General features: G+C 64.4%; 26 protein-coding genes and 1 tRNA gene. 11 read left to right on the top strand and 16 right to left on the bottom strand.

The window, feature by feature from the left end:
- Positions 1-2: 2 nt before the first annotated feature.
- Positions 3-365: a hypothetical protein gene (locus ABZ725_RS26230; RefSeq protein WP_358805022.1), complete on the bottom strand. Its 363-nt coding sequence runs from the start codon at positions 363-365 to the stop codon at positions 3-5.
- 139 nt (positions 366-504) lie between these two features.
- On the bottom strand, positions 505-1,284 hold the full coding sequence (locus tag ABZ725_RS26235; RefSeq protein ID WP_358805023.1) for a GntR family transcriptional regulator: 780 nt from the start codon (positions 1,282-1,284) through the stop codon (positions 505-507).
- Positions 1,285-1,314: 30 nt separating this feature from the next.
- Between ABZ725_RS26235 and ABZ725_RS26240 the strand changes: the two genes are divergently transcribed.
- A complete protein-coding gene (locus tag ABZ725_RS26240; protein ID WP_358805024.1) occupies positions 1,315-1,767 on the top strand; it encodes an NUDIX domain-containing protein in 453 nt (150 codons plus the stop codon).
- Between the two features lie 194 nt (positions 1,768-1,961).
- On the opposite strand, the gene ABZ725_RS26245 is transcribed toward ABZ725_RS26240, so the two are convergent.
- The gene (locus tag ABZ725_RS26245; RefSeq protein WP_358805025.1) at positions 1,962-3,527 is read right to left on the bottom strand and encodes an AAA family ATPase; all 1,566 of its coding nucleotides are present in this window, start codon (positions 3,525-3,527) and stop codon (positions 1,962-1,964) included.
- A 299-nt stretch (positions 3,528-3,826) separates the two neighbouring features.
- Between ABZ725_RS26245 and ABZ725_RS26250 the strand changes: the two genes are divergently transcribed.
- Positions 3,827-5,425, top strand: a complete 1,599-nt coding sequence (locus ABZ725_RS26250) for a hypothetical protein (RefSeq protein ID WP_358805026.1) — start codon at positions 3,827-3,829, stop codon at positions 5,423-5,425.
- A gap of 499 nt (positions 5,426-5,924) precedes the next feature.
- Here ABZ725_RS26250 and ABZ725_RS26255 read toward each other — a convergent pair whose 3' ends face one another.
- Complete coding sequence (locus ABZ725_RS26255; RefSeq protein WP_358805027.1) at positions 5,925-6,593, bottom strand: hypothetical protein; 669 nt, start codon at positions 6,591-6,593, stop codon at positions 5,925-5,927.
- A gap of 283 nt (positions 6,594-6,876) precedes the next feature.
- Here ABZ725_RS26255 and ABZ725_RS26260 point away from each other — a divergent pair, with 283 nt between their 5' ends.
- On the top strand, positions 6,877-7,248 hold the full coding sequence (locus tag ABZ725_RS26260; protein WP_358805028.1) for a GIY-YIG nuclease family protein: 372 nt from the start codon (positions 6,877-6,879) through the stop codon (positions 7,246-7,248).
- Between the two features lie 172 nt (positions 7,249-7,420).
- Here the strand turns inward: ABZ725_RS26260 and ABZ725_RS26265 are convergent, their stop codons facing one another.
- From ABZ725_RS26265 to ABZ725_RS26280, 4 genes are all read right to left on the bottom strand, one after another.
- On the bottom strand, positions 7,421-7,798 hold the full coding sequence (locus tag ABZ725_RS26265; RefSeq protein WP_358805029.1) for a DUF5958 family protein: 378 nt from the start codon (positions 7,796-7,798) through the stop codon (positions 7,421-7,423).
- Between the two features lie 33 nt (positions 7,799-7,831).
- Positions 7,832-8,200, bottom strand: a complete 369-nt coding sequence (locus ABZ725_RS26270; RefSeq protein ID WP_358805030.1) for a hypothetical protein — start codon at positions 8,198-8,200, stop codon at positions 7,832-7,834.
- Positions 8,201-9,121: 921 nt separating this feature from the next.
- Complete coding sequence (locus ABZ725_RS26275) at positions 9,122-9,688, bottom strand: hypothetical protein (protein ID WP_358805031.1); 567 nt, start codon at positions 9,686-9,688, stop codon at positions 9,122-9,124.
- A complete protein-coding gene (locus ABZ725_RS26280; protein ID WP_358805032.1) occupies positions 9,685-10,479 on the bottom strand; it encodes a hypothetical protein in 795 nt (264 codons plus the stop codon). Before ABZ725_RS26280 ends, ABZ725_RS26275 begins: the two co-directional genes overlap by 4 nt.
- A gap of 967 nt (positions 10,480-11,446) precedes the next feature.
- Here ABZ725_RS26280 and ABZ725_RS26285 point away from each other — a divergent pair.
- Positions 11,447-11,896 carry a hypothetical protein gene (locus tag ABZ725_RS26285; RefSeq protein ID WP_358805033.1) on the top strand — a complete coding sequence of 150 codons (450 nt, stop codon included), beginning with the start codon at positions 11,447-11,449 and terminating at the stop codon, positions 11,894-11,896.
- A gap of 169 nt (positions 11,897-12,065) precedes the next feature.
- Here ABZ725_RS26285 and ABZ725_RS26290 read toward each other — a convergent pair whose 3' ends face one another.
- The 6 genes from ABZ725_RS26290 to ABZ725_RS26315 form a co-directional block, all read right to left on the bottom strand.
- Entirely contained in the window at positions 12,066-12,224 is a 159-nt protein-coding gene (locus tag ABZ725_RS26290) for a DUF3117 domain-containing protein (RefSeq protein WP_358805297.1), read from the bottom strand.
- Positions 12,225-13,003: 779 nt separating this feature from the next.
- A complete protein-coding gene (locus tag ABZ725_RS26295; protein ID WP_358805034.1) occupies positions 13,004-13,555 on the bottom strand; it encodes a hypothetical protein in 552 nt (183 codons plus the stop codon).
- Positions 13,556-13,852: 297 nt separating this feature from the next.
- Entirely contained in the window at positions 13,853-14,155 is a 303-nt protein-coding gene (locus ABZ725_RS26300; RefSeq protein ID WP_358805035.1) for a hypothetical protein, read from the bottom strand.
- Positions 14,152-14,895, bottom strand: coding sequence for a GntR family transcriptional regulator (locus ABZ725_RS26305; protein ID WP_358805036.1), 744 nt, complete (start codon positions 14,893-14,895; stop codon positions 14,152-14,154). The genes ABZ725_RS26300 and ABZ725_RS26305 overlap by 4 nt, the downstream gene beginning before the upstream one ends.
- The gene (locus tag ABZ725_RS26310) at positions 14,892-15,119 is read right to left on the bottom strand and encodes a hypothetical protein (RefSeq protein ID WP_358805037.1); all 228 of its coding nucleotides are present in this window, start codon (positions 15,117-15,119) and stop codon (positions 14,892-14,894) included. The genes ABZ725_RS26305 and ABZ725_RS26310 overlap by 4 nt, the downstream gene beginning before the upstream one ends.
- A gap of 526 nt (positions 15,120-15,645) precedes the next feature.
- Entirely contained in the window at positions 15,646-15,924 is a 279-nt protein-coding gene (locus ABZ725_RS26315) for a hypothetical protein (RefSeq protein WP_358805038.1), read from the bottom strand.
- 78 nt (positions 15,925-16,002) lie between these two features.
- On the opposite strand from ABZ725_RS26315, the gene ABZ725_RS26320 reads away from it, so the two are divergent.
- From ABZ725_RS26320 to ABZ725_RS26330, 3 genes are all read left to right on the top strand, one after another.
- Positions 16,003-16,758, top strand: a complete 756-nt coding sequence (locus ABZ725_RS26320; protein WP_358805039.1) for a GntR family transcriptional regulator — start codon at positions 16,003-16,005, stop codon at positions 16,756-16,758.
- 51 nt (positions 16,759-16,809) lie between these two features.
- Entirely contained in the window at positions 16,810-17,007 is a 198-nt protein-coding gene (locus ABZ725_RS26325; RefSeq protein WP_358805040.1) for a hypothetical protein, read from the top strand.
- A 67-nt stretch (positions 17,008-17,074) separates the two neighbouring features.
- Positions 17,075-17,157, top strand: a tRNA-Ser gene (locus tag ABZ725_RS26330).
- Positions 17,158-17,220: 63 nt separating this feature from the next.
- Here the strand turns inward: ABZ725_RS26330 and ABZ725_RS26335 are convergent.
- Together ABZ725_RS26335 and ABZ725_RS26340 are read right to left on the bottom strand one after the other, a co-directional pair.
- Positions 17,221-18,006: a 4'-phosphopantetheinyl transferase superfamily protein gene (locus tag ABZ725_RS26335; protein ID WP_358805041.1), complete on the bottom strand. Its 786-nt coding sequence runs from the start codon at positions 18,004-18,006 to the stop codon at positions 17,221-17,223.
- 31 nt (positions 18,007-18,037) lie between these two features.
- Positions 18,038-18,418 carry an S-adenosylmethionine decarboxylase gene (locus ABZ725_RS26340; protein WP_069773010.1) on the bottom strand — a complete coding sequence of 127 codons (381 nt, stop codon included), beginning with the start codon at positions 18,416-18,418 and terminating at the stop codon, positions 18,038-18,040.
- A gap of 581 nt (positions 18,419-18,999) precedes the next feature.
- Between ABZ725_RS26340 and ABZ725_RS26345 the strand changes: the two genes are divergently transcribed.
- The 4 genes from ABZ725_RS26345 to ABZ725_RS26360 all read left to right on the top strand — a co-directional run bounded on the left by ABZ725_RS26345 (position 19,000) and on the right by ABZ725_RS26360 (position 22,692).
- Positions 19,000-20,784: a GNAT family N-acetyltransferase gene (locus ABZ725_RS26345; RefSeq protein ID WP_358805042.1), complete on the top strand. Its 1,785-nt coding sequence runs from the start codon at positions 19,000-19,002 to the stop codon at positions 20,782-20,784.
- Positions 20,781-21,896 carry an HAD-IIIC family phosphatase gene (locus ABZ725_RS26350; RefSeq protein WP_358805043.1) on the top strand — a complete coding sequence of 372 codons (1,116 nt, stop codon included), beginning with the start codon at positions 20,781-20,783 and terminating at the stop codon, positions 21,894-21,896. The genes ABZ725_RS26345 and ABZ725_RS26350 overlap by 4 nt, the downstream gene beginning before the upstream one ends.
- A complete protein-coding gene (locus ABZ725_RS26355) occupies positions 21,893-22,216 on the top strand; it encodes an acyl carrier protein (RefSeq protein ID WP_358805044.1) in 324 nt (107 codons plus the stop codon). Before ABZ725_RS26350 ends, ABZ725_RS26355 begins: the two co-directional genes overlap by 4 nt.
- A 140-nt stretch (positions 22,217-22,356) precedes the next feature.
- Positions 22,357-22,692, top strand: coding sequence for a chaplin (locus ABZ725_RS26360; RefSeq protein WP_358805045.1), 336 nt, complete (start codon positions 22,357-22,359; stop codon positions 22,690-22,692).
- Positions 22,693-22,748: the final 56 nt, after the last annotated feature.

A 22,748-nucleotide genomic window follows, 5' to 3' on the forward strand; every position in this document is an offset into this window, starting at 1 on the left:
GATCAGGCCGCCTTCGGCCCGGCGGCGGCGTTGACATTGGCGAGCGAGGTGACCGCGACCGCACGGAACGCGATGCCGTGTCGCTTCTGACCGTTGAAGTCGTTCTCCCAGGGCCGGGCGATCAGCCCGGTGAGCGCGACCGGCGTACCCATGGCCAGCTCTCCGCTGATCCCGGGCTCCGGGACGGTGATGGACAGGATTTCCACCTCTTCGTTTGCCGCGAACATCACGTCGACCGTCATCAGCTTCGAGCCGGACTCGATGTCCATGGCGATCTCGCCGGTGCGGCGGTCCTTGACCTTGGGCTGCGGAGACTTGGCGACCATCACGATCGCGGCGGAGGTGTCGACGGGAATCTGACGCACAGCAGATCACTCCTCTATAGATGTTGAACTCCGCCACTCATGTACATGAGTGACATAGAGAAGAGTGCCTCACTCCTGTACATGAGTCAACCCGCCGCGAAGAAGAACTCGCGACGGGCTGCGGGGAGTTGAGCGGGCGTCAGTCGTCGGCAGGGATGCGGTACTCGAAAACGAACTGGTCAGCGGCCATGAGCGTGTCGCACACCTCGACGACGAGACCCGCGGCCGTACGAGCTTCACGGATCAGATGAACCACGGGCGCACCCGGGCTCAGCGCCAGCTCCGAGGCCTCCGACTTCGAGGCCGGCCGCGCTTGCAGCGTCTCGGCGAACTCCGCGAACTCATGTCCATGGTCTTCGAGTCGGGCATAGATGCCACCGCCGCCGGGGTTCTCGGCGAACAGCTCCGGGATCTCCTTCACGACGTCCCACGGCAGGTAGGACGTGGCGGTCTCGACCGGAATGCCGTTGCGGAAGTAGAGGCGCCGACGGGCCAGTACCTGCGCACCGACGGGAACACCCAGCCGTCGGGCAGCGTCCTCGGGGGCCTCCATGGGCCCGATGTAGAGGACGCTGACCTTCGCGGTGGCACCGGACTGTGCGGACTCCGCGAGGTAGGCCGCCTGCCCTCCCTGCCGGAGCGACCGCCGGAAGCGATCGGAGGAACGATGCCGCACAGGAGGACGGTTCTTCACGATCGAGCCCTTGCCGTGCCGGGTCTCGACGAGCCCACTCGCCCGCACCTCGACCATGGCCTTACGGATCGTCCCGCCGGACACGCCGTACCGCTCCACCAGATCGGACTCACTCGGCACCATGTCACCGGGCTTCAGAATCCCCGCCCGGATCTGCTGCACGATCTCTTCCGCGATCTGCACGTACCGAGGCCCGGCCGTGCCCCCTCCAGCAGCAGTTCCCATAGTCCTTCTCTGCCTCCTAAGCTCCTCTACATGAGTCAACCACAGGAAGCGACACCGTCTCCCCTGCACTCCGTGTCCGTAGCCGGAGTAGTGGTGCGCGAGGACGGCCGCCTCCTGGCGATCCGCCGAGCCGACAACGGCACCTGGGAGCTCCCCGGCGGCATCCTCGAACTCAACGAGACCCCAGAGGCCGGCGTCAGCCGCGAGGTCCTGGAGGAGACAGGCATCCACGTCGAGGTGGACGAACTCACCGGCATCTACAAGAACATGACCCGGGGCATCATCGCTCTGGTCTTCCGCTGCAAGCCTTCCGGCGGCACCGAACGCACCTCCGGCGAGTCCACGGCGGTCTCATGGCTCACACCCGACGAGGTCAGCGAGCGCATGTCCGAGGCCTTCGCCATCAGGCTCTTGGACGCCTTGGACGGCAACGGCCCCCATGTACGAAGCCACGACGGACAGCGCCTCATCCCAGCGGGATAAGACTTTCTCTCCTTCATCAAGCGGCTCGCTCCGCTCCCCGCGCGTGGCCCGGCCCCCGGCCGGGCCTGCGCTCCTGTCTACGCCCCGCTCCAGCCCGGCCGGCGCCCGTGCCACGCGCACTGCGCACAACAGCAGCCGTAGCCGCAGGTGGAAAAGGAGCAGCAGTCCACGAAACGACCCCCTGAGCCCTTCTGCTAGAGCGACGAGAGGAAAACCCCCAAATCGGTTTCCTCAAGATCAGCTCTACTCATTTCCCCAGCGGCTCGCCAGTTATCCGTCTTGCGCCAAACAGCCCCTCGCGACTTCGCAAGCTTATCGTAGGGCCCCAAAGCTTGTGCTGCATCCCCAAAAGCGCGTTTTACTGCAGCGTCGGGGAAATAATTTTCCAGCGCTCGGCGCTCCAACACATGCCCCTCGATTCCAAGCTTCTCACAAACGCTCACAAACGCTTTTCTCTCGACCCCCAAAACATCTCCAGGATTTTCAAGTTCACTATCGATCAGAAAGGAAACATCTCCACCAATCCGCAACAGGTGGGCCAACTCCTGTTGGGAGTCGCCACGGATCAAAGACTCCCCATGCAGGGGAAGCATGAGCACTTCATGCTCCTTCCCATAAAGTCGAAGGAACTGCATGAGCACGCGCAGTTCAGTCTTCCCTTCGACCAAGAGGACCTTACTGAACCCAGTTTCCAGACGCTTATCAAAGGACATCTGCCCCAACAAGGTCACAAGGTCTTGATCCTCCTCAAACTCCTTGACCTTAGATGTTCCCCCATTTTGTTTGGTGAGTGTGTAGATATGATCAGCGACCGTCCTAGCCAACCCAAGGCTGTGAGTGGCGAAAATAATTCCGTGCTCTGTGTAGCCAGCCAGAGTCTGCAGAAAATCCAACTGTAGCGAAGCATGAAGGTTTAGCTCCGGCTCATCAATGAGCAAAAGTCTCGGCTTACGCACGAGCACATTTGCCAGAACAAGCACGAAATGCGCGAATCCCGCGCCCTGCTCATTGAGTCGGTAACTTCTGCCGTCAATGAAGAGCTGAAGGGTATCGCCGGATGAATTAATATCAAGACGCCCGTAACCGAAGATCCGACTCAACTGCTGAAGCATTTTATCAACCGCTTCATTTGCCAGCGGATCCGAACCTGACTTATATTGCGAATAGGTGTTGATAAATGCATTACCGGTTTGGATGTCGAAATAGTTTTGCTGTGCCCCTACGTTGATGGCATTACGAAATGGTCCGATGTACATCGCCTCGCAGAGTCCACGCATTGCAGAGGCTAGGGGGGCGAAGAGCTGCTCTCCCATAAACGGATTCTCTTGATCTTCCTTAACTTCACTCCCTCTCCATCTCTTAATTGTCGGGCTTGCGGCCTCCCCGTGACTAACCTGAGTAGTAATTACGAGTTGCTCGCCATCGAGGAAAAATCCTCCGTCAGGGCCATCATGTACGATCACTTGGATCTCCATTGGCCGATCAACTCCAGCCCTGACGATTCGTTCTCCTTGAGGTACTGACGGACTCCATCCGTAATTTCGCAGCCCTTGCAGCGCCTGCCTCTCAACACCATTTACGCGCGCGCCCGACTGAATAAGGTTAAGGAATGGCCTCACTTCGTACAGAAATCGCAACAACGAGCTCTTACCTGAGTTATTTGTTCCCAAAAGAGCCGTAAAGCCGTCGCGGACGCGGAACGAAGTCGGTTCGTCGCCGAAGCATCGATAGTTCTTGATGATGAATTCCACATCGAGCATTGCAGCATCGTACGGCTGTTTTGGGCTCATGTCAGGCCGTCTCTCACTTTTGCAACGCAATGGACTTGGGTGATTTCACGCAGGGAGCCGCTCGCAGCGCTGTCGCTGGATCCAGCCAACTCTGATCCGCAGCAGGTCCGAAGATCCTGACTGAGGCTGGAGTGCAGCGAGGACACCTGGCCAGCTGGCGAACCCACCACCGCAACTCACTGCCTCTGGCCGAGGTGCTAACGACGACTCGGCGCATGTTGAGAGAAAGTACGGGACGCCAAGCCGATCCGGGCCCTACCGTAGCCACCATGACCACTGCACCCTTGTCCCCGGAGACCGTCACCAACCTCGTACAGTTGCGCGCGCTCCTTTCATCAGCAGATCAAGCGAGTCTCTCCAGTTCGCCGGTAACACGGCCAATGGCAGTAGTCCTACTTGATGCCGTAAATGAGAGAGCCACGCATTTCGCAGCAACATATTTGAACCTCACGATCCCGAACAAGGCGAGCTTTGAACAGTTGATGCAGATCGTGAAGGATCATCTTGGTGCCCGCTGGACGACAAGCACCTGGCCTGACATTCGACGACTTCACAGGACCCGCAACCTGGTGCAGCATGAGGGACTCGAGGTAGATCAGAAAAACATCAATACTTGGGCCGCCGTCACGTCGTCCTATACTCGCTCGCTGGTCAGTGCGGTGTGGGACACAGACATCAACGAGACCACTTTGGCAGAGGCGGTCAAAGATCCTAAAATTTGCCAATTGCTTAAAGATGCCGAGAGATGTATCGAAGAAAACTCGCCCGCCAAGAGCTTGGCGAACTCACGCCAAGCGTTCGATTTCGCTTACAAGCTTTGGCGGAAACATTACCGTAGGCGCATCCCGTTTCACAGTAAGCCAATGGGTCGACAAATCATTGACGAAAAATCTTTCAAATATTTGGAGGGGGAGATCGCGGAAGTGAATGAGGCGTCAGTCGCTATCGCGTTCTCGGGAGATCCGGGAGAGTATGTTTGGTTTCGAGACATCACCTCGAACGCAGATGCTATTCAGATTTCCACACTTGACGAGGCTCAGCGAGCTCTCGGCTTCGTATTCGGATGGGTCATCAGATGGGAGGCTTTTCAAGAGTCCTTCATCCCCGACAGGCGGAGCGTGCGTGAGCAGGAGAGCCGGTGCGTACGCTCTTCCAACACAGCCGCGCGAGTTAGCTCCGTATCTGTCACAAGGCAAGGGGGTCGATTTTTGGTGGAGGTCAGTTTGTCAGACGTTCCCCCTGTGAACGAGTACAATGCTTGGAGTTCCAAGCTAACCACTCTTCTAAACAAAGGGAAGAAGGCGTCTGACTGGTGGCGCGTCACAAACAGCGGAGTGATCAATATTCGGCTCTCCCAAGGATCTGGGGAATCCAGGGAAATCTTTGAAACTGTATCCAATGCACTGCTTGCAGCAGACGTTGAGGTCCAAAGGGATCGATTGGCAGACGAAGCGTCACGTGAAGCAAAACGGGTTGAGGCTCAAGCGTATGCGGAAGAATTCGAAGAGAATAAGTCGACTTTCCCTGCTTGGGTGACAAAAGTCTGGCTGACGGATGATCTGACGATTATGAGCGGTCACCCTCAGAGTCGACTGAGGGTTTCACTGTCAGATGATGCGGCAGACCACTGGAAAAATATTGTCGCAGACCTTCCATTGCATGAATTGGTTGACTCTTGCATTTTCGAATGGCAAGGTCACGTCATTCGCATCGAGCCACAGCTCACGGTAACTGAAATCGGTGAAGCCCTGCAATCCGTTTCGGAATCAATTGAAGGGCTCATCTCGCAGCAACGGGCGAGAAGAGATGAAGAAGAGAGCGGCCGCTACTCACTAGAGGCAGAGTTGCGTGAAGCGTTCCGCTTGTAGCAGCTACTCACCAAGGGAATTTCTTTCAATTGACGCTCGGAGACTAAGTGCGTGACAACGCCGACGGACAGCGACCGACAAGCACGGACGCCCGCGGACCAGCGCCGCAGGTGAAAGGCGCACTCGCCGCAGGTCGAGCCGCTGCCCAAGTTGCTTCGGGACGAAGAGGTCATCACCCAAGGTCTCGCCCCCACGCTTCCGCCGGCGCAACTTGCTCTGGTCGACGGCATGGCAGCGTGGCTGAGGCCGGTGGGGGTGCAGCGAGGCATACGCGTGCGTGGTCGGTCGGCGCACCCGCCGTCGTGGCTGACTGTCGACGGCTGAGGTTCGTGCCACTGCCGTGTCAGATGCAGGGGTCAGCCACGGTCAACGGGGTTGTCTAACGGTCGAGTTCTTGGCGTCCTGACCAGGTATCAAAGATCCAGCTCAGCGGCACGATTCCTCCGCCTCTCTCCTAAAGCGGTGTTACACCTCCGGAGCGTCTGCGTAGTAGTTGGTGTCAGACCTTGAGGGCGTAAGCCTTAGCAGCCTTGTCGATCTCATCAGCCAGCGTCCGGAGATCTGTTGAGAGCGCCTGGCTCCAGTCCTTGATGGGGCACTTGAGATCGACTCCCAGGCTAGCGAGCTTCTCCACTTGGCCCCTCAACTGCTCCATGACAGCACGATGCTTAGTGAGCTTGTCGCGCTCGGTGGCTGCTTCGACTGCTACGTCAGGCCAGGATCGCGCCGTGTACTCCAGTGCACCCACGAAAGTTTCATTGGTGTGGGTTCGAACCGCTTCGTTCGCGAGCGGAAGGGCCTTTTTGAGTTCTGAGTGGGCGCGGCGAACCCTCCTCCGTTCGGCTTCGACAGCCGCAGCCGCCTGCTTCTGCTTCGCTTGTGCGGCTTCCGACTCCGCGCTCAGTTCCCAGTCCAACTTTGCATGCCGGATCGCCTGGTTCTTACGACGATCGGCTTTACGTACCAGGACCTGGTCACGGAGGTCGTCCAGCCAGGCCTGAGCAGCACCCTTGGCTACGATGCGCCAGGCTGTCGTCAGCCCCCCGAGAAAGCCAACCGCCGCCCCAATTAAGAGTTCCACCAACATTGCCGCGCCCCCAACACCAACGTGTCCGCGTGATCGCAGATCGTAGCGAGGAGCGTAGTCAAGGTCGGCAGCGCGCACCACGACCGCACCAGATTGGGCAGGGAGCCGCGGGGAATCACGGTGAAAGCCGCTCCGCCCAACCAGGCACCAGTAACCTGCGACGATCAGTCGTGGCACATCTGGAGGCTTCGTGGAAGCTACCGCTCTCGTCAGTCCCGATCGATTGTGGTCGGCGCAAGAGATCCTGGTGCGTCCGAGCCCTGTCCCAGCGGCGGCAGGGGTCTACGGGTGGCACTTCAAGCAACAGCCCCACCCGGACCTGGACGCTGGGCGCCTGCTCTACGTCGGGATAGCCCCGCGGTGCATGGCGAATCGGACCAGCACGCAGAACCTGCGCAAGCGGGTCCGCTACCACTACCGGGGCAACGCGGCCGGCTCGACGCTGCGGCTCACCCTCGGATGTCTACTCGGACTTGAGCTGCGCCGCGTGGGCAGCGGCAAGCGGATGACCTTTGGCGAGGTCGGCGAAGCAAAGCTGAGCCAGTGGATGGCGGACAACGCGAGGGTGTCTTGGATCGAGCAGAGCGAACCGTGGGACCTGGAATCGCAGCTCATCTCCCAACTCGACCTCCCGCTGAACCTCGACCAGAACCGCCACAACGCGTTTCACAGTCGCTTGAAGGAGCTACGAGCCCAAGCACGTCAGCGAGCACGGGAGTTGCCTATCAGCTCGTAGGCCCACAGATGGGCAACGGGCCGATGTCTGGGCCGTCCCTGGGCCGTCCGACGTCGCTCGACAGGGGCCAATGACGACCAACGTCGACCACCAAGCGCACGAGCCCACGGCCCTTGAACAGCGAAACCGCAGGTCACCAAGATCGGCGGCAAGACCCAGGGCAAGAAGACATCTAGGTTGCATCCCGCAACGGATCCGACAGATTGTGCCACTCGTGTCCGCACCCGTCGGCGCAATGCCGCGTCCGCCTGCGGGTGTCCGCGATGCTGAAGAGGGCGACGAGCAGGCGGAAGGACTTGGTGAGTTCATAGGCCGGTAGCGCCGCCATCCCGAACCGCCACTTCGTGAGCATCACCGCCGGCGTGTGAGTGGGACGAATGCCAGAACGCGCGATGCTCTCCGGCACATCGTCCTCGCAGGCGCGGGCCTGCCCGCAGAACAGCACCAGAGCACGCAGGACCTTGCGTTGGCCATCCTCCGAGAGGCCCTCGAACCACTCGACACCCTCGGCCGTCGGCCTGAGTCCCTGCGCGAGCTCGTTCAACACCACCTCGTGTGCGTACAACACCGGTTACCTCCCGACTCAGTTCAGGCCGACAGTACGTTCATCGATTCCTCTGCTGTTCAGCGAAGGCGTGAAGCCAGCGGACTGGTCGAGGTGGAACGCAGAACCCGGAACCGTCGGAATCCAAGCCTCACGCAGAGCGAGCCGAATGGCCGCGGCAACGCGGGACGGCTGTACGGGCTCAGCCGCGCGTCCGATCCAGTTGCTCGGATGCGGCTGGTCGGTGGTGACCACGAGCGTCGCTCCTGGAGTGTCTGCGTGCTCGACCGCGAACGTGCACGGCGACCAGGCCAAGCCCTGGAAGTACGTTGGCCTGCCTCGCAGCCGCCAGCGGTAGGCCGTGCCGTCGACAACGATCCGTCGTGATCCCTTGCGGACCAGTGCCATGGCGTCCCCCTTCAACAGCGAAGATGCTAGCGAGAGCGACCCTGCCGTCCGTCTCAGTTTCCGTCTCATTCAGCGCCGTTCACGGCCGTTGAGACGGGACCGGAGGCGGTGACCGCCCAGACGACTGACCGCCCATGAACGCAGGTGAACGCCCTCGCCCGAGGCCCCCGGGGCCGCCACCACAGTTGGAAAGTGGGTTGGCGGTGCGAGGCTTCAGCAGATGTCTGGTCGTGCCGGGCCCAGTTGGGATTGACGGACGCCAGTGCACGCCACCAGCGTGCTGCCGTCCTCGTCGAGGAACAGCATGAAGATCCAAGATCCGTCGGCAGTCCGGATCTGGCCCAGGCGAACCGGTCGGCTGTATAGGTCGAGGCGTTGCACAGCCCGGGCCAAGCCGGAGGTCTCGATGCCCCTCCGAAGGGTGTGACGGAGTCGGTGCCCGTAGACCGTCGCGAGCGACCTGGGTGACGTCGTTCCGTCCCAGACGACGTATGAAGCGCCGGCGCGGAGTGCAGCGAGAGCGGCCGACGACGTGTCGTCGCCACCACCCAGCAGCCGTTCGAGCTGTTCCCGTTCCATGGCCACACCCCCGGTCGGGATCCTGCTGTACAGCAACGAGGTACAGCAACCCCAACAACCGGCAGCGACCAGCACCGGCCGCCAAGCCCCTCCCCGCGGCCTGTAGGACCTCCAATGACCGATCTCTCCAGAGCTATGGATCAGAGGGTGCGGCCATGGTGTGCGCACCATAGCCGCACCACAAGTGCACCAGATCGAGAGGGGAACAGCGGGGGTCCACGGTGAAATCGGCCCACCCCGCGAGGCCTCACCTTGACCGTTCGCGCAGGTCACGCCCAAACGAACCGCAAATGATCGCAGCTTTCCCAACTGAAAACCTAAGGGGAAGGCCAGGACGGACCGCTATTCAATATCCGGCACCTGAGCCGCCTCCTCCAGGAAGTCGACATAGGCGATCAGTGAGCCCATTGCCGGCAGGAGGGCGGCCAAAGTTGCGAGAGTAAGGATGCCCGTTACTGCGCCCAGAAAGGTTCGCCATCCCGTCGCCATACAGACTGGAATGCCGGAGATGACTAGCAAGCAGATCCCGGAAAGTACGCCGAGGAAAATAACACTCAGGAACGGGCCAAAGAACTCTGTCGGCTTTACACCGATCCGCCTCAGCTTCTTCAAGAGTTGCGTGTCAAACGATCTCGTCATCATTGCCAATCCGCCAACAATTGCACCGATGATGACGCCAATCATTGAGGCAGCAACACGGGTAACAGATTCAGTCTGCGGAGAGTTATTGTATTCCAACCAAGCGCCGCCAGCCCCACCGGCGAGGGCAAGGACATATTCGACGATCGACCAACTGCTTGGCCCCAAGCTGACGAGGGAAAAGAAGCTGTAGAGCGCCTTATCCCCTTCTGTCCAACCACGGGGTTCCTTGGAGCCTGGTGTAGCACCGCGCCCCGGTTCTACACTCAATGAGCCCCTCCGCTTCCACTCATGGGCCAATTTGAGACCACCCATGCCAACGCCGCGAGGAGAAGCGCCGCGGTGCCAGCCTTTTCCCAATGAGGCTCTGGCGCGAACTCCTCCGGCTCATCACGCATACTCCACGAACCCGTCGCCGACTCTGCCGCTACCTCAATATCTCCTGTCTCGACCCCTTGTGTAAGCTGCTCCAACTCTGCGCGATCGAGATTGATCCCTTGTTGGCTGGTGTAAGTCTCCTCGTACGTCTCCGCCGCCAGCGCAACCATACGTCGCCTTTCTTCTCGCCATACTCTTCCGGGGTTGGGCAATTTTACTTCGACAGAAAGACTGACCACCGTTCCAAGTTCTTCAATGGCCTGAATCACTCTACGAGGCCGGGCGACCGGATCCACGTCGATGATCAAACGCGAATCAATTCCTCCCTTATCTGCAACCGTGCGAAGGAGATTTTGAACGTCGTCTACGGCTTTGACCGGGCTCATGCCGTTCGGAACGGAAATTGCGACCCATCGCCTAAGGCGATCCAGTGCAAACATCTCATCATTTCGCGCCCTGCAAAGAATCGCCTCATGACGAGAGGCCCCTGTTTCCATTGCTGCGAATTCACCGGCGGCCTCGCGCTCGTCACGGAGATCGAGGTGATTCAGTTCACTGACTAGCCGGTTAAATGCCTCTCCATGCCGCATTGCCTCTCGGCCCACGTAGGAATAGGTATAGGGGCCAGAGTCAGTAGATGGCTTTGAGCGGATGTTGACGCGCCCCATAACGATACGAACCATACGGCAGACCGTAGAGAGGGAGGAGGGTGCGATCAAGGGCCCATTGAGGTGAAAGACCGCATGTCACAGACATAAAGCGATGGAACCGTGCGCCCCGAAACGTTCGCTCAGCGAGATGTCAATCTGATCGCTCAGTTCGAGGTGGGTGGCCCGTTGGGTACTCCAGCTCAGTGACGCTCATACGCGAGCCGAGCCCCGGAGCCGTTCGTGCCACCCAACGCCCGTGCCCGAAGCAGACGGTGTCGCCTGAAGTCCAGAGCCGACACCAAGGACGCCGGACGTCGGACACCATGGGCACCGGCGTGGACGCCGCTGAAGCCGACCGAAGAGGCCCCTTGATCGAACTTCTAAAGCGGTGCTCAGTCGGCCGTGGACTATCCGTGGACTTGCCCCGTCCGATCTGCCAGGTGCAGGCCTGTGACCTGCCGCGTTGCCCAGGTCTCAAGCGGCCTCCGGAGCCGTTGCAGTACAGCAAAGAGCACAGCGACCACACGACCGCCATCGTTGGTCGACTGGCCAGCCCACATTCCTCTGGTGCCCCCGGTCGAGAGTTCGGGACGAAGAGGTAGCTTGCCCAGGGTGCCGGGAAGGTGTCGATCCGAGGAGGCCCGCTCGTGGCGCAGAGCTTTGCAGGTCCGCCGGTCGATCTGGGTGACCTGATACCCGAGCTTGCGACTCTGGGCCGACGGACGACGCTGCTGTTGCCGAAGAGTGGCTCTCCCGGTGTCCGGGATAGTTCCCTGGGCGGCCCTCTGTTCTGGCCTGCTGACGAGCCCTGGCCCTACTGCGGGCAGCCAGGACACTGGGCCTGGCCCAACGAGAAGAGTCCGGTCGGGACGGCCCCCATGGTGCCGGTGGTCCAGCTGTTCGCGCGCGATGTGCCCCAGCTGCAGTTCCCAGACGCCACAGACGTACTCCAACTGGTCTGGTACGCGTTGATCCACCCCAGGACCCGGCATGCGCCGCGTTGCCGCGCCTCTACTGGCGTAGCGAGAAGGAGGTTCTCGCCAGCGGCGTGCTGCGTGACATCCCCGCTCCGCAACAGGGCGAGTACGACGAGGACTTCATGCCCCGTCCGTGCACCGTGTCCCCAACCCAGGTGGTGGAGTACCCGAACTGGGACCTCCCTGAGAACCTCCGGCAGACACTGCAGCCTCGCATCGAGGAGCTCGAAGAGCGCTTCGGGCTGGACTACACCCAGTGGGCGTGCGCGCTGCAGAACAAGGTTGGCGGGTACCCGGCCTGGAACCAGCCGCCCAACTGGCCGGTCTGCGAGCGCGGTCACCGCATGCAACACCACCTCAGTATCACCGGAGAAGCAGACCTGGACATGGACATGGGCGACTTGGGAGGCATCTACGTCTTCCTCTGCCGCCAGTGCCCCGAACTGCCCTACGCGCACCGCTATGACTGCTAGTCCACGGCCATAGCGCCGATGAGAGGCGTGCCAGACCCTGATCAGGCTCATGCCAGGTCGTACGGGTAACACCAGGGAACCCATCGACCGTCCACCAGGCGTCTGCGTCCCTCCGTCACCGGTCAGGCTCGGAGCAAGCCCCAGATGCCCGTCTCACTGACCAACGGCATCAGCCAACGACGTTCTTGAGTGCGTCGCCGAGGGCACTGGCCTCGTCCGGGGTCAGTTCGACTACGAGCCGACCGCCGCCTTCGAGCGGTACGCGCATGACGACGCCCCGCCCCTCCTCGGTGACCTCAAGCGGGCCGTCGCCCGTCCGCGGCCACATGCTGGCCCTGACACTCAACGGCTGAGTGGATTCACCGTCGTTGAGGGGCAGTGCCTGATTGGGTTCCCAGCCGGAACCACTGATCGTCACCCGCGCCCCGTTGCCCTCGGTCTTGACTGTGTACGTCCCCGGAGCGGGTGTCGCGGTGGCGGCAGGCGTTAGGACGACTGCGGCCCCCAGAACGAACGATGAGGCGACGAGCGAGATGACGGCATTGCGTCGGATACGCCGGGCCATGATGGGTGTCCTCCCTCGCGATGAGTGGAGGGCGCCGCGGAAACACGGGGGCAAGTCGCCGCGCCAGCGCTCCGGGAGTTGTCCCTCCAGCCACAGCGCGACAACGGATGTACGGCTGTGGCGCCACTGTGGCGCCGGACTGATCGGAAAGGTGCCACTCCATCCATCGTCCCCCTCCCCGAACCGGGTGTCGACCGGACGGCCATGTGAGCCGGCCTGTGCGGACAGGCCCAGCAACGCGCCACACGGCGGCTTGACGGCTTGGCTTCGTGAGGCGTCTGCCTTCATGCCCAGACCACCGGAGCATCACCCGACTCAGCACCCTGTTCGAACCAACAGACCCCACGATCGATACGGCAACGGGTTCTTTGCTTCCCAAGCTGAGGCTCAGGTAGTTCCTCACACCCGGCCGTCGAAGCTTCTCTGAGCGAACAACCCCACGGTGTGGTTGAGGACTGAGGGGGCGTTGTGAGGCATGCACGCCCTGATCAGTCTGTGTCTCCAGGAGTAGTGGCCGACTGCCGTCGGCTGAGCTACAGCGGCTACTTGCGGTGTCGTAAAAGCCGTTCGGCGTCCTCCGCCAGGTAGAGAGAGGTAAGGCGCTTGGGGTGCCACATGACGATCTGCGTTGTATCGAACCCGTACCAAGCCGGCCCACCGAACGCCGCCATGAGGCCAGCCTCCCTCCATTGCTCGATGCGGCTTCGATCATCCTCATTCACTGAATACGGCGCGGAGGTGATCACGGTTGGCAGCCCGTCCTTGAGCCAGAAGATGGGGTGATCAAGCCAGTGATCATCGTTGCGTGAGCCAGAACCGTACTTGCCGCACGCATCGGGTCCGCACTGCCTACTGGCGTTGCGCAACAGCCACCGCGGACAGCATCCGCTCTCGCTGCTGCGCAGACCGTGGTCTTCGGCCCAATCAACGATGACCTGTTGAGCCACATGCGCGTGCGCAGCAGTCTTCTCGTACTGCTCCTCGCTGAGCCCACTCCGTCGTCGGTCCGGGGTAGCAAGCCCGTAGGGCCATAAAATCTCACCCTGCTGCTTGCTGAAGATCCTCGATGCTCGAAGCTCAAAATCGCGGTTCAATGCCGCCTCCTGGGACTAGCGAACAAGTCGTGACCGTTGGTGGCCCGTTGAGGGCTACGGCTGGACTACCCAGATCGGACGCCACCGTACGCTTGCGAGTCGGATGCATAGGCGGCTCTGTTCGGCACTCACGTTGTCTCTTTGCCGCTCCGAGCGCAGGCACGTCCGGAGGTGCCGTCCCATCGGGTACCACCGACGTGACGCAGCTGGGAGAGAGACCCAGACCCCTGTCCAAGTCCCTCTCCCAGCGCGGGAGAACGGGACGCTGCCCGGCACCCGCCTTGCCGACCGTCCTCCTCAGATGCGGTGAGGTTCACTCACCTCCAGGAGGCGACCCCGGCTGGTAGCCACGCGGAGTACGTCTCGCAGAGCTCCGGTCAGCTCCTTCGCCAGGAGTTGCACGTCCTCCGGCCCGACATGCTCGTCGCCGAGGGCTTCCGCAGCCTGCTTCAGCAGGTCGGCCGCCGTCTCGAGTTGCTCGGATTCGATGTTGTCGGCCAGCCGGGACATGAAGCCGTTCCTGTCGTCGGTGCTCAGGTAGCAGGGCTTGTCCTCCGGGCCCGACCACGGGAGTAGCCGCAGTTCGTTCCGTGACGTCATCCTTGCGTCTGCCTCTCATCGATCACGTGGTGGGTGGTGAAGACCGCGTCGACGCGGTCCCCCGGGAACACCAGAAGCGCGGCCTCGACGACGCGGCCGGAGGTGTCGGCGGCAACGCGTGTGATCGCGAGTACCGCAGTGGTGGGGTTGATCCGGAGAGTGGACACCTCATCTGGTGTCGGGCGGCGGGCGGAGACCGTCTCCCGGACTTCCGCCGACAGAGGGCTCAGCACAGCGAAGCTCTCTTGCGTCCGCATGTATGAGGGGCCGTCACTGAGCGCTTTGGTGGGCTCCAGGTCACGCGGGACGTAGATGCGGGCCAGGCTGTGCGGGGACTCTCCCTGGTAGCTGATGCTGAGGAATTCAGTCAGTGGGCTGCCGTTCGGAACTCGCAGCAGGGCTGCCAGATGCCCATGCGCCTCGATCTCAGTGGCGCAGTCCGTGACGTGCAGAGCCGCTTCTGCGGCTGTCCATGGGTCCAGCGTCCCCCAGCCGCCGACATACATGATCTTGCGTAGGCGGTGGCGGACGAAATTTCCCTTGCCGTGGATCTTCTCGATGAGGCCTTCCCCTTGAAGCACCGCGAGAGCGTTCCGCAGCGTCGGCGTGCTGACTTTGTATTGGCCGGCCAGTCCGACTTCGGACGGAAGGCGTTCGCCAGGCTTGATGCGACCGGTCGTGATCTGACGCTTGATGTCATCGGCGATGTCGTGATGGCGAGAGCGCATGGTCTGTGTCACCGCCTTCTCTGCATCCGCACGGCGACAAGCCGGGTCCTCGTGTGCATGGTCAGCAGCTCCCCCGACTCAAACAGCAGTTGCTTGGAGCCTTGGGGTAACTGGAAGAGGTTGCTCACCCGGCATGCCCGGCCACCGACTTGGATGATGTCGCCGCGCTGCACAGTGGTCGAGGTGATCTCGATGGGCTGGGATACCAGTGCGCCGCTGAACGCTCGTTGCCTCACTGCTGCACCTCCGCAGGCGCGGGCTGGTTCGTCGCCGCGTGGCACGGGCAGTCGCACACCTCGTAGATCACAGGCAGCTCGACCGGCGCCGTCGTCGGGGAGGACTCCCGGCAGGCATGGTGAGTGCCAATACGGCATGCAGCCGATCGGTACGGGGTGGACGAAGCCTCCGTGATGTGAGGCTGTCGGCGAAGGGGCATCAGCTGACTCCCTTGAAGACCGACCAGGCTTCGGCCGGCTGTTGGGGCGCTGTGACCCTCGAACGCCGCGGCCGTTCCCGCTTCTCCCAGGCCAGCACGTACGGGCGGACAAGCGCGCTGTCCTCGCCCGCGAGCGGGCCCGTGAGGTTCGCCCGGTCTGGACCCCGCCACCGGACGGCTGTCGGCCCCTCCGTGAGCGCAGCGGGTGCGTAGGTCGGCAACGGCCTGGTGGACGTTAAGGGGCGGCGGTGCCTGCCCTTGGAGAAGTGCCGCTCTCTGGTGAGCGAGACGGCACGGCGGATACGGTTGAGCACGCTGATCAGCTCCTATCGCTGATGGATCGGTCCCCCGACATCGCCCGTCGTGGGGACCGCTTTGCGTACGACCGCCCAGAGGGTGCGGCCGTTCATGCTGGTGGCCAGGAGCCCGAATCGATCGGCCTCCGCCACCACGTCCAGGACCTCCCGCCATGACTCGGCGGAGAGCGCTTCCGGCACCTCCGCTTCGACCGACGTGTGCCGGGGGTGTTCCTCCACTCGCGTGAGGAGCCCGAGGGCAGACAGCCGGGCGGCGAGGGCCGCCGCGCTAACTCCCGAAGCGGGCACAGGGCAGCCTCCGTCACCAGCGATCACTTTCAGTGAAGCTAGTTAACTAGATTAGAGCTAGTGGACTAGATTTTCCATATGCCTGAGCAGCCGCCCTATCTCCGCATCGCCGACGAGCTCCGGCGGCGCATCGCGGAGCATGTCTGGGAGCCGGGGGACCGCCTCCCCTCCCGCACCCAGATCGGTGAGGAGTGCGGCGTGGGCGAGAACGTGGTCCGCCGGGCGCAGGAGTTGCTGATCTCCCAGGGTGTGCTGGAGGGCCGCGCCGGGTCAGGCACGTACGTCGCCGAGCCTCGCCAGCGCGTGCGGGTGGTCCGCTCCTCGGCACGCGAACAGCCCAACGGGTCACCCTTCCGAGCGGACATGAAGGCTGTCGGCAGGCAAGGGGATTGGGAGAGCCGGACCGACGCCAAGGTGCCGGCACCGGCGGAGATCGCGGCGCGTCTCGGGATCGCCGACGGCGACCTGTGCGTCCGAACGGCCTATGAGTTCCTGGCCGACGGCAGGCCGGTGCAACTCTCGACGAGTTGGGAGCCCTACGACATCACGGCCGGCACTCTCGTCGTCCTCCCCGAGGGAGGGCCGCACGCCGGGGCGGGTGTCGTGAACCGCATGGCCGCGATCGGCATCACCGTCGGTCACGCCGTGGAGCAGCCGGAGCCGAGGCAGGCGACCTCCGAGGAGGCGTCGCTACTCGGCATCCAGAAGGCCGCGCTCGTCACGCACATCCGGCGGACGTACTACAGCGACGAGGGGCGGCCCGTCGAGACCGCGGACATCGTGGTGCCCGCCGCTCACTGCGAGATCGTCTACGAGATCCCGATCAACCGCTAGCAGGGCAGCTCCGCCTCAAGGCCGTAGTCCGTCGGCTCGTATCGTGGCCCCATGCGAAACGAGAGGCACGATGAGCGGTTGTCGGACGACGAGTTGGAACTGTTCCTCCAGTACCTCCACAGGTTCGCGAATCACGACCTCGATCTCTTCGCCCTCATGCAGGTGGGAGACCCTGAGCACCCCGCCTACGTATCCTTCAGCAGGAAGCCGGAAGCGGGTGTCGACCCTTCGGCCTACCGGCGGCCGTAGACCGGCTCCGGGCCCTGTCGAATGCGTGTCGACAGCAAGTCACGAGCTGCCGGGAGAAGGGGTTGCTGCCCTGGTCAGCGACCGATCCCAGGCAAACACGTCAAGCGCCTTCTAAGCGCTTGGCCGCAGGTTCGAGTCCTGCCGGGGGCGCAAGTCTCCGCCCTCCCTTTGGGAGGGCATTTTGTTGGTCGAGGGGCGCGGCTGCGCATGCCCTCAACGGCCATATCCGGCCACCAGGGCAGAGGCGTCGCGCTGCGCGACCCGCACCGCGCCGGAGCCCATGCCCGTCGCCGCCACAGCCGCCGGATGCACCCCGTCGACGACCATGTCCGCCATGGCCAGTTCGGGCGGGGCGGCCAGTCGGTCCGGCCAGGACAGGACGGCCGGCGGTACATCGGGCGCCGACACCTCCAGCCCACTCGGCGGGACGCGCAGGCCCACGCCGAGGGCCTTCAGCACGGCTTCCTTCCTGGTCCAGACGCGCAGGAAGGCAGGCTGCCGCTCGGCAGGGGGGAGGGTGTGGAGAGCGGCCAGCTCGGTGCCGGAGAGAGCCGTCCGCGCCGCATTCTCGACGTCGACGAACCCGTCGGCGTCCTCGACGTCCAGGCCCACCTGGACGCCCTGGCCTCCCCGGCACACGGCCACGCCGACGAGCGCACCGCTGTGAGTCACGGAGAACTCGTACGACGCAGGCGCACCCGGCGAATCCCGGGCATCCAGTCGGACCTTCCCGTGCGGTCCGCCGCAGCGTGGACACTCGCGCCGCAGCGGCACCCTCGCCGGAGGCACATCGAGAAGTTCGCCCAGGAGCAGCCGGCTCAGGGCGCAGCCGACCAGGAAGCGAGCCCGGTTGGCCGGGTCGACGGTCGCGTCGTGGCGGCCTCGTTCCACGGGGTCCAGCAGATTCAGCAGGCCCTCGTGGGCATCGCCGAGGCGCGCCCACGAGACCTGCACCGGCACCTGCGCCGCCGTCTGCACCTGTACCTGCGCGGAAAGCACGACGCCGACCGGCAAACGGCTTCGGAAACGGCTAGTGAACCGCGCGCAGCATGCGCGTCACGTTGATCCGGGTCGGCGAAAGACCGAGCTCGACGCTCTGCATCATCCGCTCGCCGTTCAGCCGGCCGTAGGCGAGCAGATCCACGTTGGCCAGGCTGAATTCGGGCCAGGTGTGAATGCTCAGGTGCGAGGCGGAAAGCAGGAGAATCGCGGTGACGGCGCCGTTCGGGAAAACGTGCGACGCCTCACCGAGTACCGTGGCGTTTCCCTTTTCGGCGGCCGTGCGCAGCACCTGGAGGAGGCGCTCCTCGTCGGTCAGGATGCTGTGGTCGCTCACCCATACATCGACGGCATAAGAGCACAGATCGTCGACGTTTATGCCCTCGGTGGCGAGGCTGGCGGAGTTGGTCATGGGGAACCGGGGGTGACGAACCGCTGCCCCCGTCTCCTTTCACATAGGTCTGCGCTGGTCCGCGCGGCCGAAGGGGAAGGTTGCGAGGCCGGTAAACGGCCCTCGATGGTGCCCAGCGTAGCATCCGGGGCGCTCTAGGGCTCGCGCGCGCACTGCGTCAAGGGGCACAGGGGGGGTCCGACGGATTTGGCCGAAAACCCACCTCGACCGTTTCGCAAATCATTTCAGAGAGCACCTCCGAACCACCCTGAAATCATTCTCAAATCACCCCCGAAGCGCCCACGAAGCACCTCCGAACCGCCTACGAACCGTCCCGGAATCTTCTCGGAATCTTCTCGTAATCCTCCCGGAAAGGATTCCGGAGAACACCTCGGAAAACGTCGTGAAAAACATCGCTTAATTTTGCTTTGCATATCGGCCGCGCACTCGAATCACCCGCCGTTTCCGCATCCCCCGAGCGGGTCGGGCCGACTGTCCGCCAGCCCGTATACTCGATAGTCCCGGAATCCACCAATCAGCTTGCCTGGAGCAGCATTGTGACGAACGCGCGTCGGCACCCTCGGAGTACCACCGCCGATTCTGTGCTCACGGAAGTCGCGGACGCCGTCCGGCTCCAGGAGGGTCCGCCCGGAGTGCGGTCCGTCCTGCGCGCCCTGCGCCGGCTGGCTCCGGCCTCCACGAAGGACCTCAGCCGCGCGACCGGACTGCCGGTGCCGATCGTGGCGGCCCTGGGGAACGAGCTGCGCCGTCGGGGACTCGTCACCAAGGAGCGTCCGTCCCGGCTGACCGAGGCCGGCTCGGACCTCGTCGCCGAGCTCGGCATGGATCTCACCCTGGACGCGACCTGCGACACCTGCGACGGGCGTGAGCTGGTCATCCCCGATGTGCTGGACGAAGCCGTGCGGCGACTGCGCGCGCTCATGGAGTCGGGACCCGCCGCCGACATGGCCATCGACCAGTCGCACTGCACGGCCGAGACCAAGGTGCGCCGGGTGCTCGCGCTGCTCACCGCGGGCGCGCTGCCGGGCGGCTCGCTGCTGCTGATCGGCGACGACGACCTCGTCTCCCTCGCCGTCGCCGTGGTGGGCGACGTGCTCGGCGGTCCGATCGTCGAGCGGGTCACGGTCGTGGACATCTCGTCGGAGATCCTCGACTACATCCAGAAGGTGTCGGCCGGGCTCGGCACCCGCGTCGAGACCGTCCAGCACGATCTGCGCCTGCCGCTGCCCGCCGAGCTCCACGGGCAGCACGACGTGGCCATGACCGACCCGCCGTACACCCCCGAGGGCGCCCGGCTCTTCCTCTCCCGTGCCGTGGAGGGTCTGCGGGCCGGTCCCGCGCACAGCGTCTTCTTCTCCTTCGGCGGCAAGAGCCCGGACGAGATGCTGGAGGTGCAGCGGGAGATCATGGGGCTCGGCCTGGTCACCAACGGCTACATCCGCAACTTCAACGAGTACGAGGGCAGCGGCATCCTCGGCGGTGTCGGCTTCTTCCAGCACCTCCTCACCACCACCTCGACGGCCCCCTCCCACAAGGGCGAGTTCAGCGGTCCCCTCTACACGGGCGACAAGCGGACTCGGCAGCGCGAGTACACGTGCGTGGCGTGCGAGGCACGGGTCCGCGTCGGCCCCGGCGCCCGCTGGACCTCGGTCGCCGCCCTGCGCGAGGACGGCTGTCCCACCTGCGGCAAGGGCCCCTTCCGCCCGGGCCGCCTGGTCCCGGCGGAGGATCCGACGCCGCCGACCCCGACCGAGCAGTCCCCGACTCCGGCCCCGGCCTCTGCCCCCGCGTCCGCGCCCGCCCAGAAGGCCCCCGCCGCAGCCGTGTCTCCAGCCCCGCGCACGCACGGCTGGCATCGCCCCGCCGACGCCGAGCGCGCCGCCCTCGCCGAGCGGGCGCGGCCGTACGTCACCCGTCAGGCCGACGAGCGTGATCTGCCGGCCATCGGCAGGTTCGAGGCCGAGATCGCCCGGGTCTCCTTCGGCGAGGACGCCATCGACGACCCGGAGCGCTGGGCGGCGCGCCTCGGCAGGGCGATGGAGAAGTCGAAGGAGGGCATGATCGTCGCCCACGGCCCGGGCGAGGAGCCTGTCGGCTGGTGCTGGGTGAGCATCAACCAGAACGCGATGACCGGCGACCGCTACGCCAACTTCCGCTCCCTGGCGGTGTCCCCGGTGGACAACCGCAGCGACGTCGCCGAACTCCTCCTCACCGCCGGCCTGGAGTTCTGCCTGGCGAACGGGATCACGGAGGTCGTCGGCCGGGTCCACGTGGGCAACGTCCCGATGCGCACGGTCTACCGCAAGTTCGGCTTCGACCCGACCAGCCTGTCGATGAAGCTCTTCCTGCCCGAGGAGGAGCGATGACGGTCTTCGACGCCGAGGGCGTCAAGTGCGTCGTCTGGGACCTCGACGGCACTCTCTGGGACGACGTCGCCGTGGAGACCCCCACCGACGAACTCCCCACCCCCCGCCCGGAGATGCTCGCCGCGATCGACGCGCTGGCGGCGCACGGCGTGCTCGGCAGCATCGCGAGCCGCAGCGCGCCCGCCGTCCTGGACCGGCTGGCCGCCGGCCGTCCCGACGTGCGCGAGCGCTTCCTCGCGCCGCAGGTGTCCTGGCAGGACAAGAGCGAGTCGCTGCGCAGGATCGCCAAGGACCTCGGCATCGCCGTGGACGCCCTGCTCCTGGTCGACGACTCCCCGTACGAGCGCGCCGAGGTCGAGGCCCTGCTGCCGGGCGTCCGCACCCTCGACCCCGCCGACGTACCGGAGCTGCTGGCCGCGTTCGAGGGCCGGGAGGTCACCCCGGAGTCCCGTGAGCGCGTGCGCCGCTACCGCACCGAGGAGACCCGCCGGGCCGAGGGCGAACGCTTCCAGGGCTCGCGCGAGGAGTTCCTGCGCTGGTGCGACATGCGCCTCACCGTCGGCGCGGCCACGCCCGAGGAGATCCCCCGCGCGCTGGAACTCGCCGCCCGCACCCACCGGCTGAACTCCTCCGGGCTCACCCCCGACCGGCTGCGCGAGCTGGCCGCCTCGGACGGGCACGAGGTGTACACCGCCCGGATGACGGACCGGTTCGGCACGTACGGGATCATCGGCGCCGCGCTCGTCGACCGCACCGCTCCCGCGACCTGGTCCGTCCCGCTGCTCGCCCTCTCCTGCCGGGTCGCCGGCCGGGGCGCGGCGGCGGCCTTCCTGTTCCGGCTGCTGGAGCGCGCCCGGGAGGCCGGCGCCGAGGAGTTCCGGGTGACCCTGCGCCCGACCGACGCCAACCTGGAGATGCGCATCCTGCTCCGCCAGGCGGGCCTGCGCCGCACGGACGACGCCGCCGGCACCTCCGCAGACACCGCCACAGCGAGCGCCGCGACCGCCGCGACCGCCACAGATTCCGCGGTCCTGGGCCGAACGCTCCACGGCGATCTGCCCACGCCGCCCGCATGGCTGCACGTATCCGACCGAGAGGACGCCGAGGCGTGACGGACACCCAGCACACCCAGGACACCTCGACCCCCCAAGCCCCCCAAGCCCCCCAGGACCGGGTCGCGGTGGAGCGGGAGCTCCGTTCGATGATCGCCGAGGCCGCCCGCCTGGACGAGGCCTTCGTCGCGGAACTCCCCGCCGACACCGACCTGTTCGGCCCGCGGATCGGCCTCACCTCACTGGCCGGCGTGACCCTCCTGGGCACGATCGACCAACGCTTCGGCGTCGACGTGGCCGCGCTGGACCTGAGCCTGGACAGCCTGCAGTCGATCGCCACGCTGTCCGACTTCGTCACGACACACCTCCAGCCGCACTAGCCACCCGTCTGTACGTGTCTCCTGTTCAAAAAGGGTGATCCGTACGGCCGTGCCGTGACCCGTGCGGGGCGGCGGCGTTGAACGGGGAGTGCGACGGCGCCCCCTGCCGCCGCATGAACCGAGTCACTAAGGAGAACGTGATGTCTCGCATCGCGAAGGTGGCCGCTGTTGCCCTCGGCACCAGCGCCGTGGTGGTCAGCGGAGCCGGCCTGGCCATGGCGGACGCGGGTGCGCAGGGTGCGGCCGTGGGCTCGCCGGGTGTCCTGTCGGGCAACATCATCCAGGTTCCCGTGCACGTTCCGGTGAACGTCTGCGGCAACACCATCAACGTCGTCGGCCTGCTGAACCCGGCCTTCGGCAACACCTGCGCCAACGTCAGCAACCACCACAAGGGTGGCGACCACGACAAGGGTGGCGACTACGACAAGGGTGACCACGACAAGGGTGGCGACAAGCACGACGGCTACGGCGGCTGAGCCGACCTCCGTACGCACCACCAGCACGAACCAGCACCACTAGCACGACCAGCACC

Origin of the sequence: Streptomyces sp. NPDC006872 (genome assembly GCF_040635845.1) — a bacterium.
GTDB lineage: Bacteria > Actinomycetota > Actinomycetes > Streptomycetales > Streptomycetaceae > Streptomyces.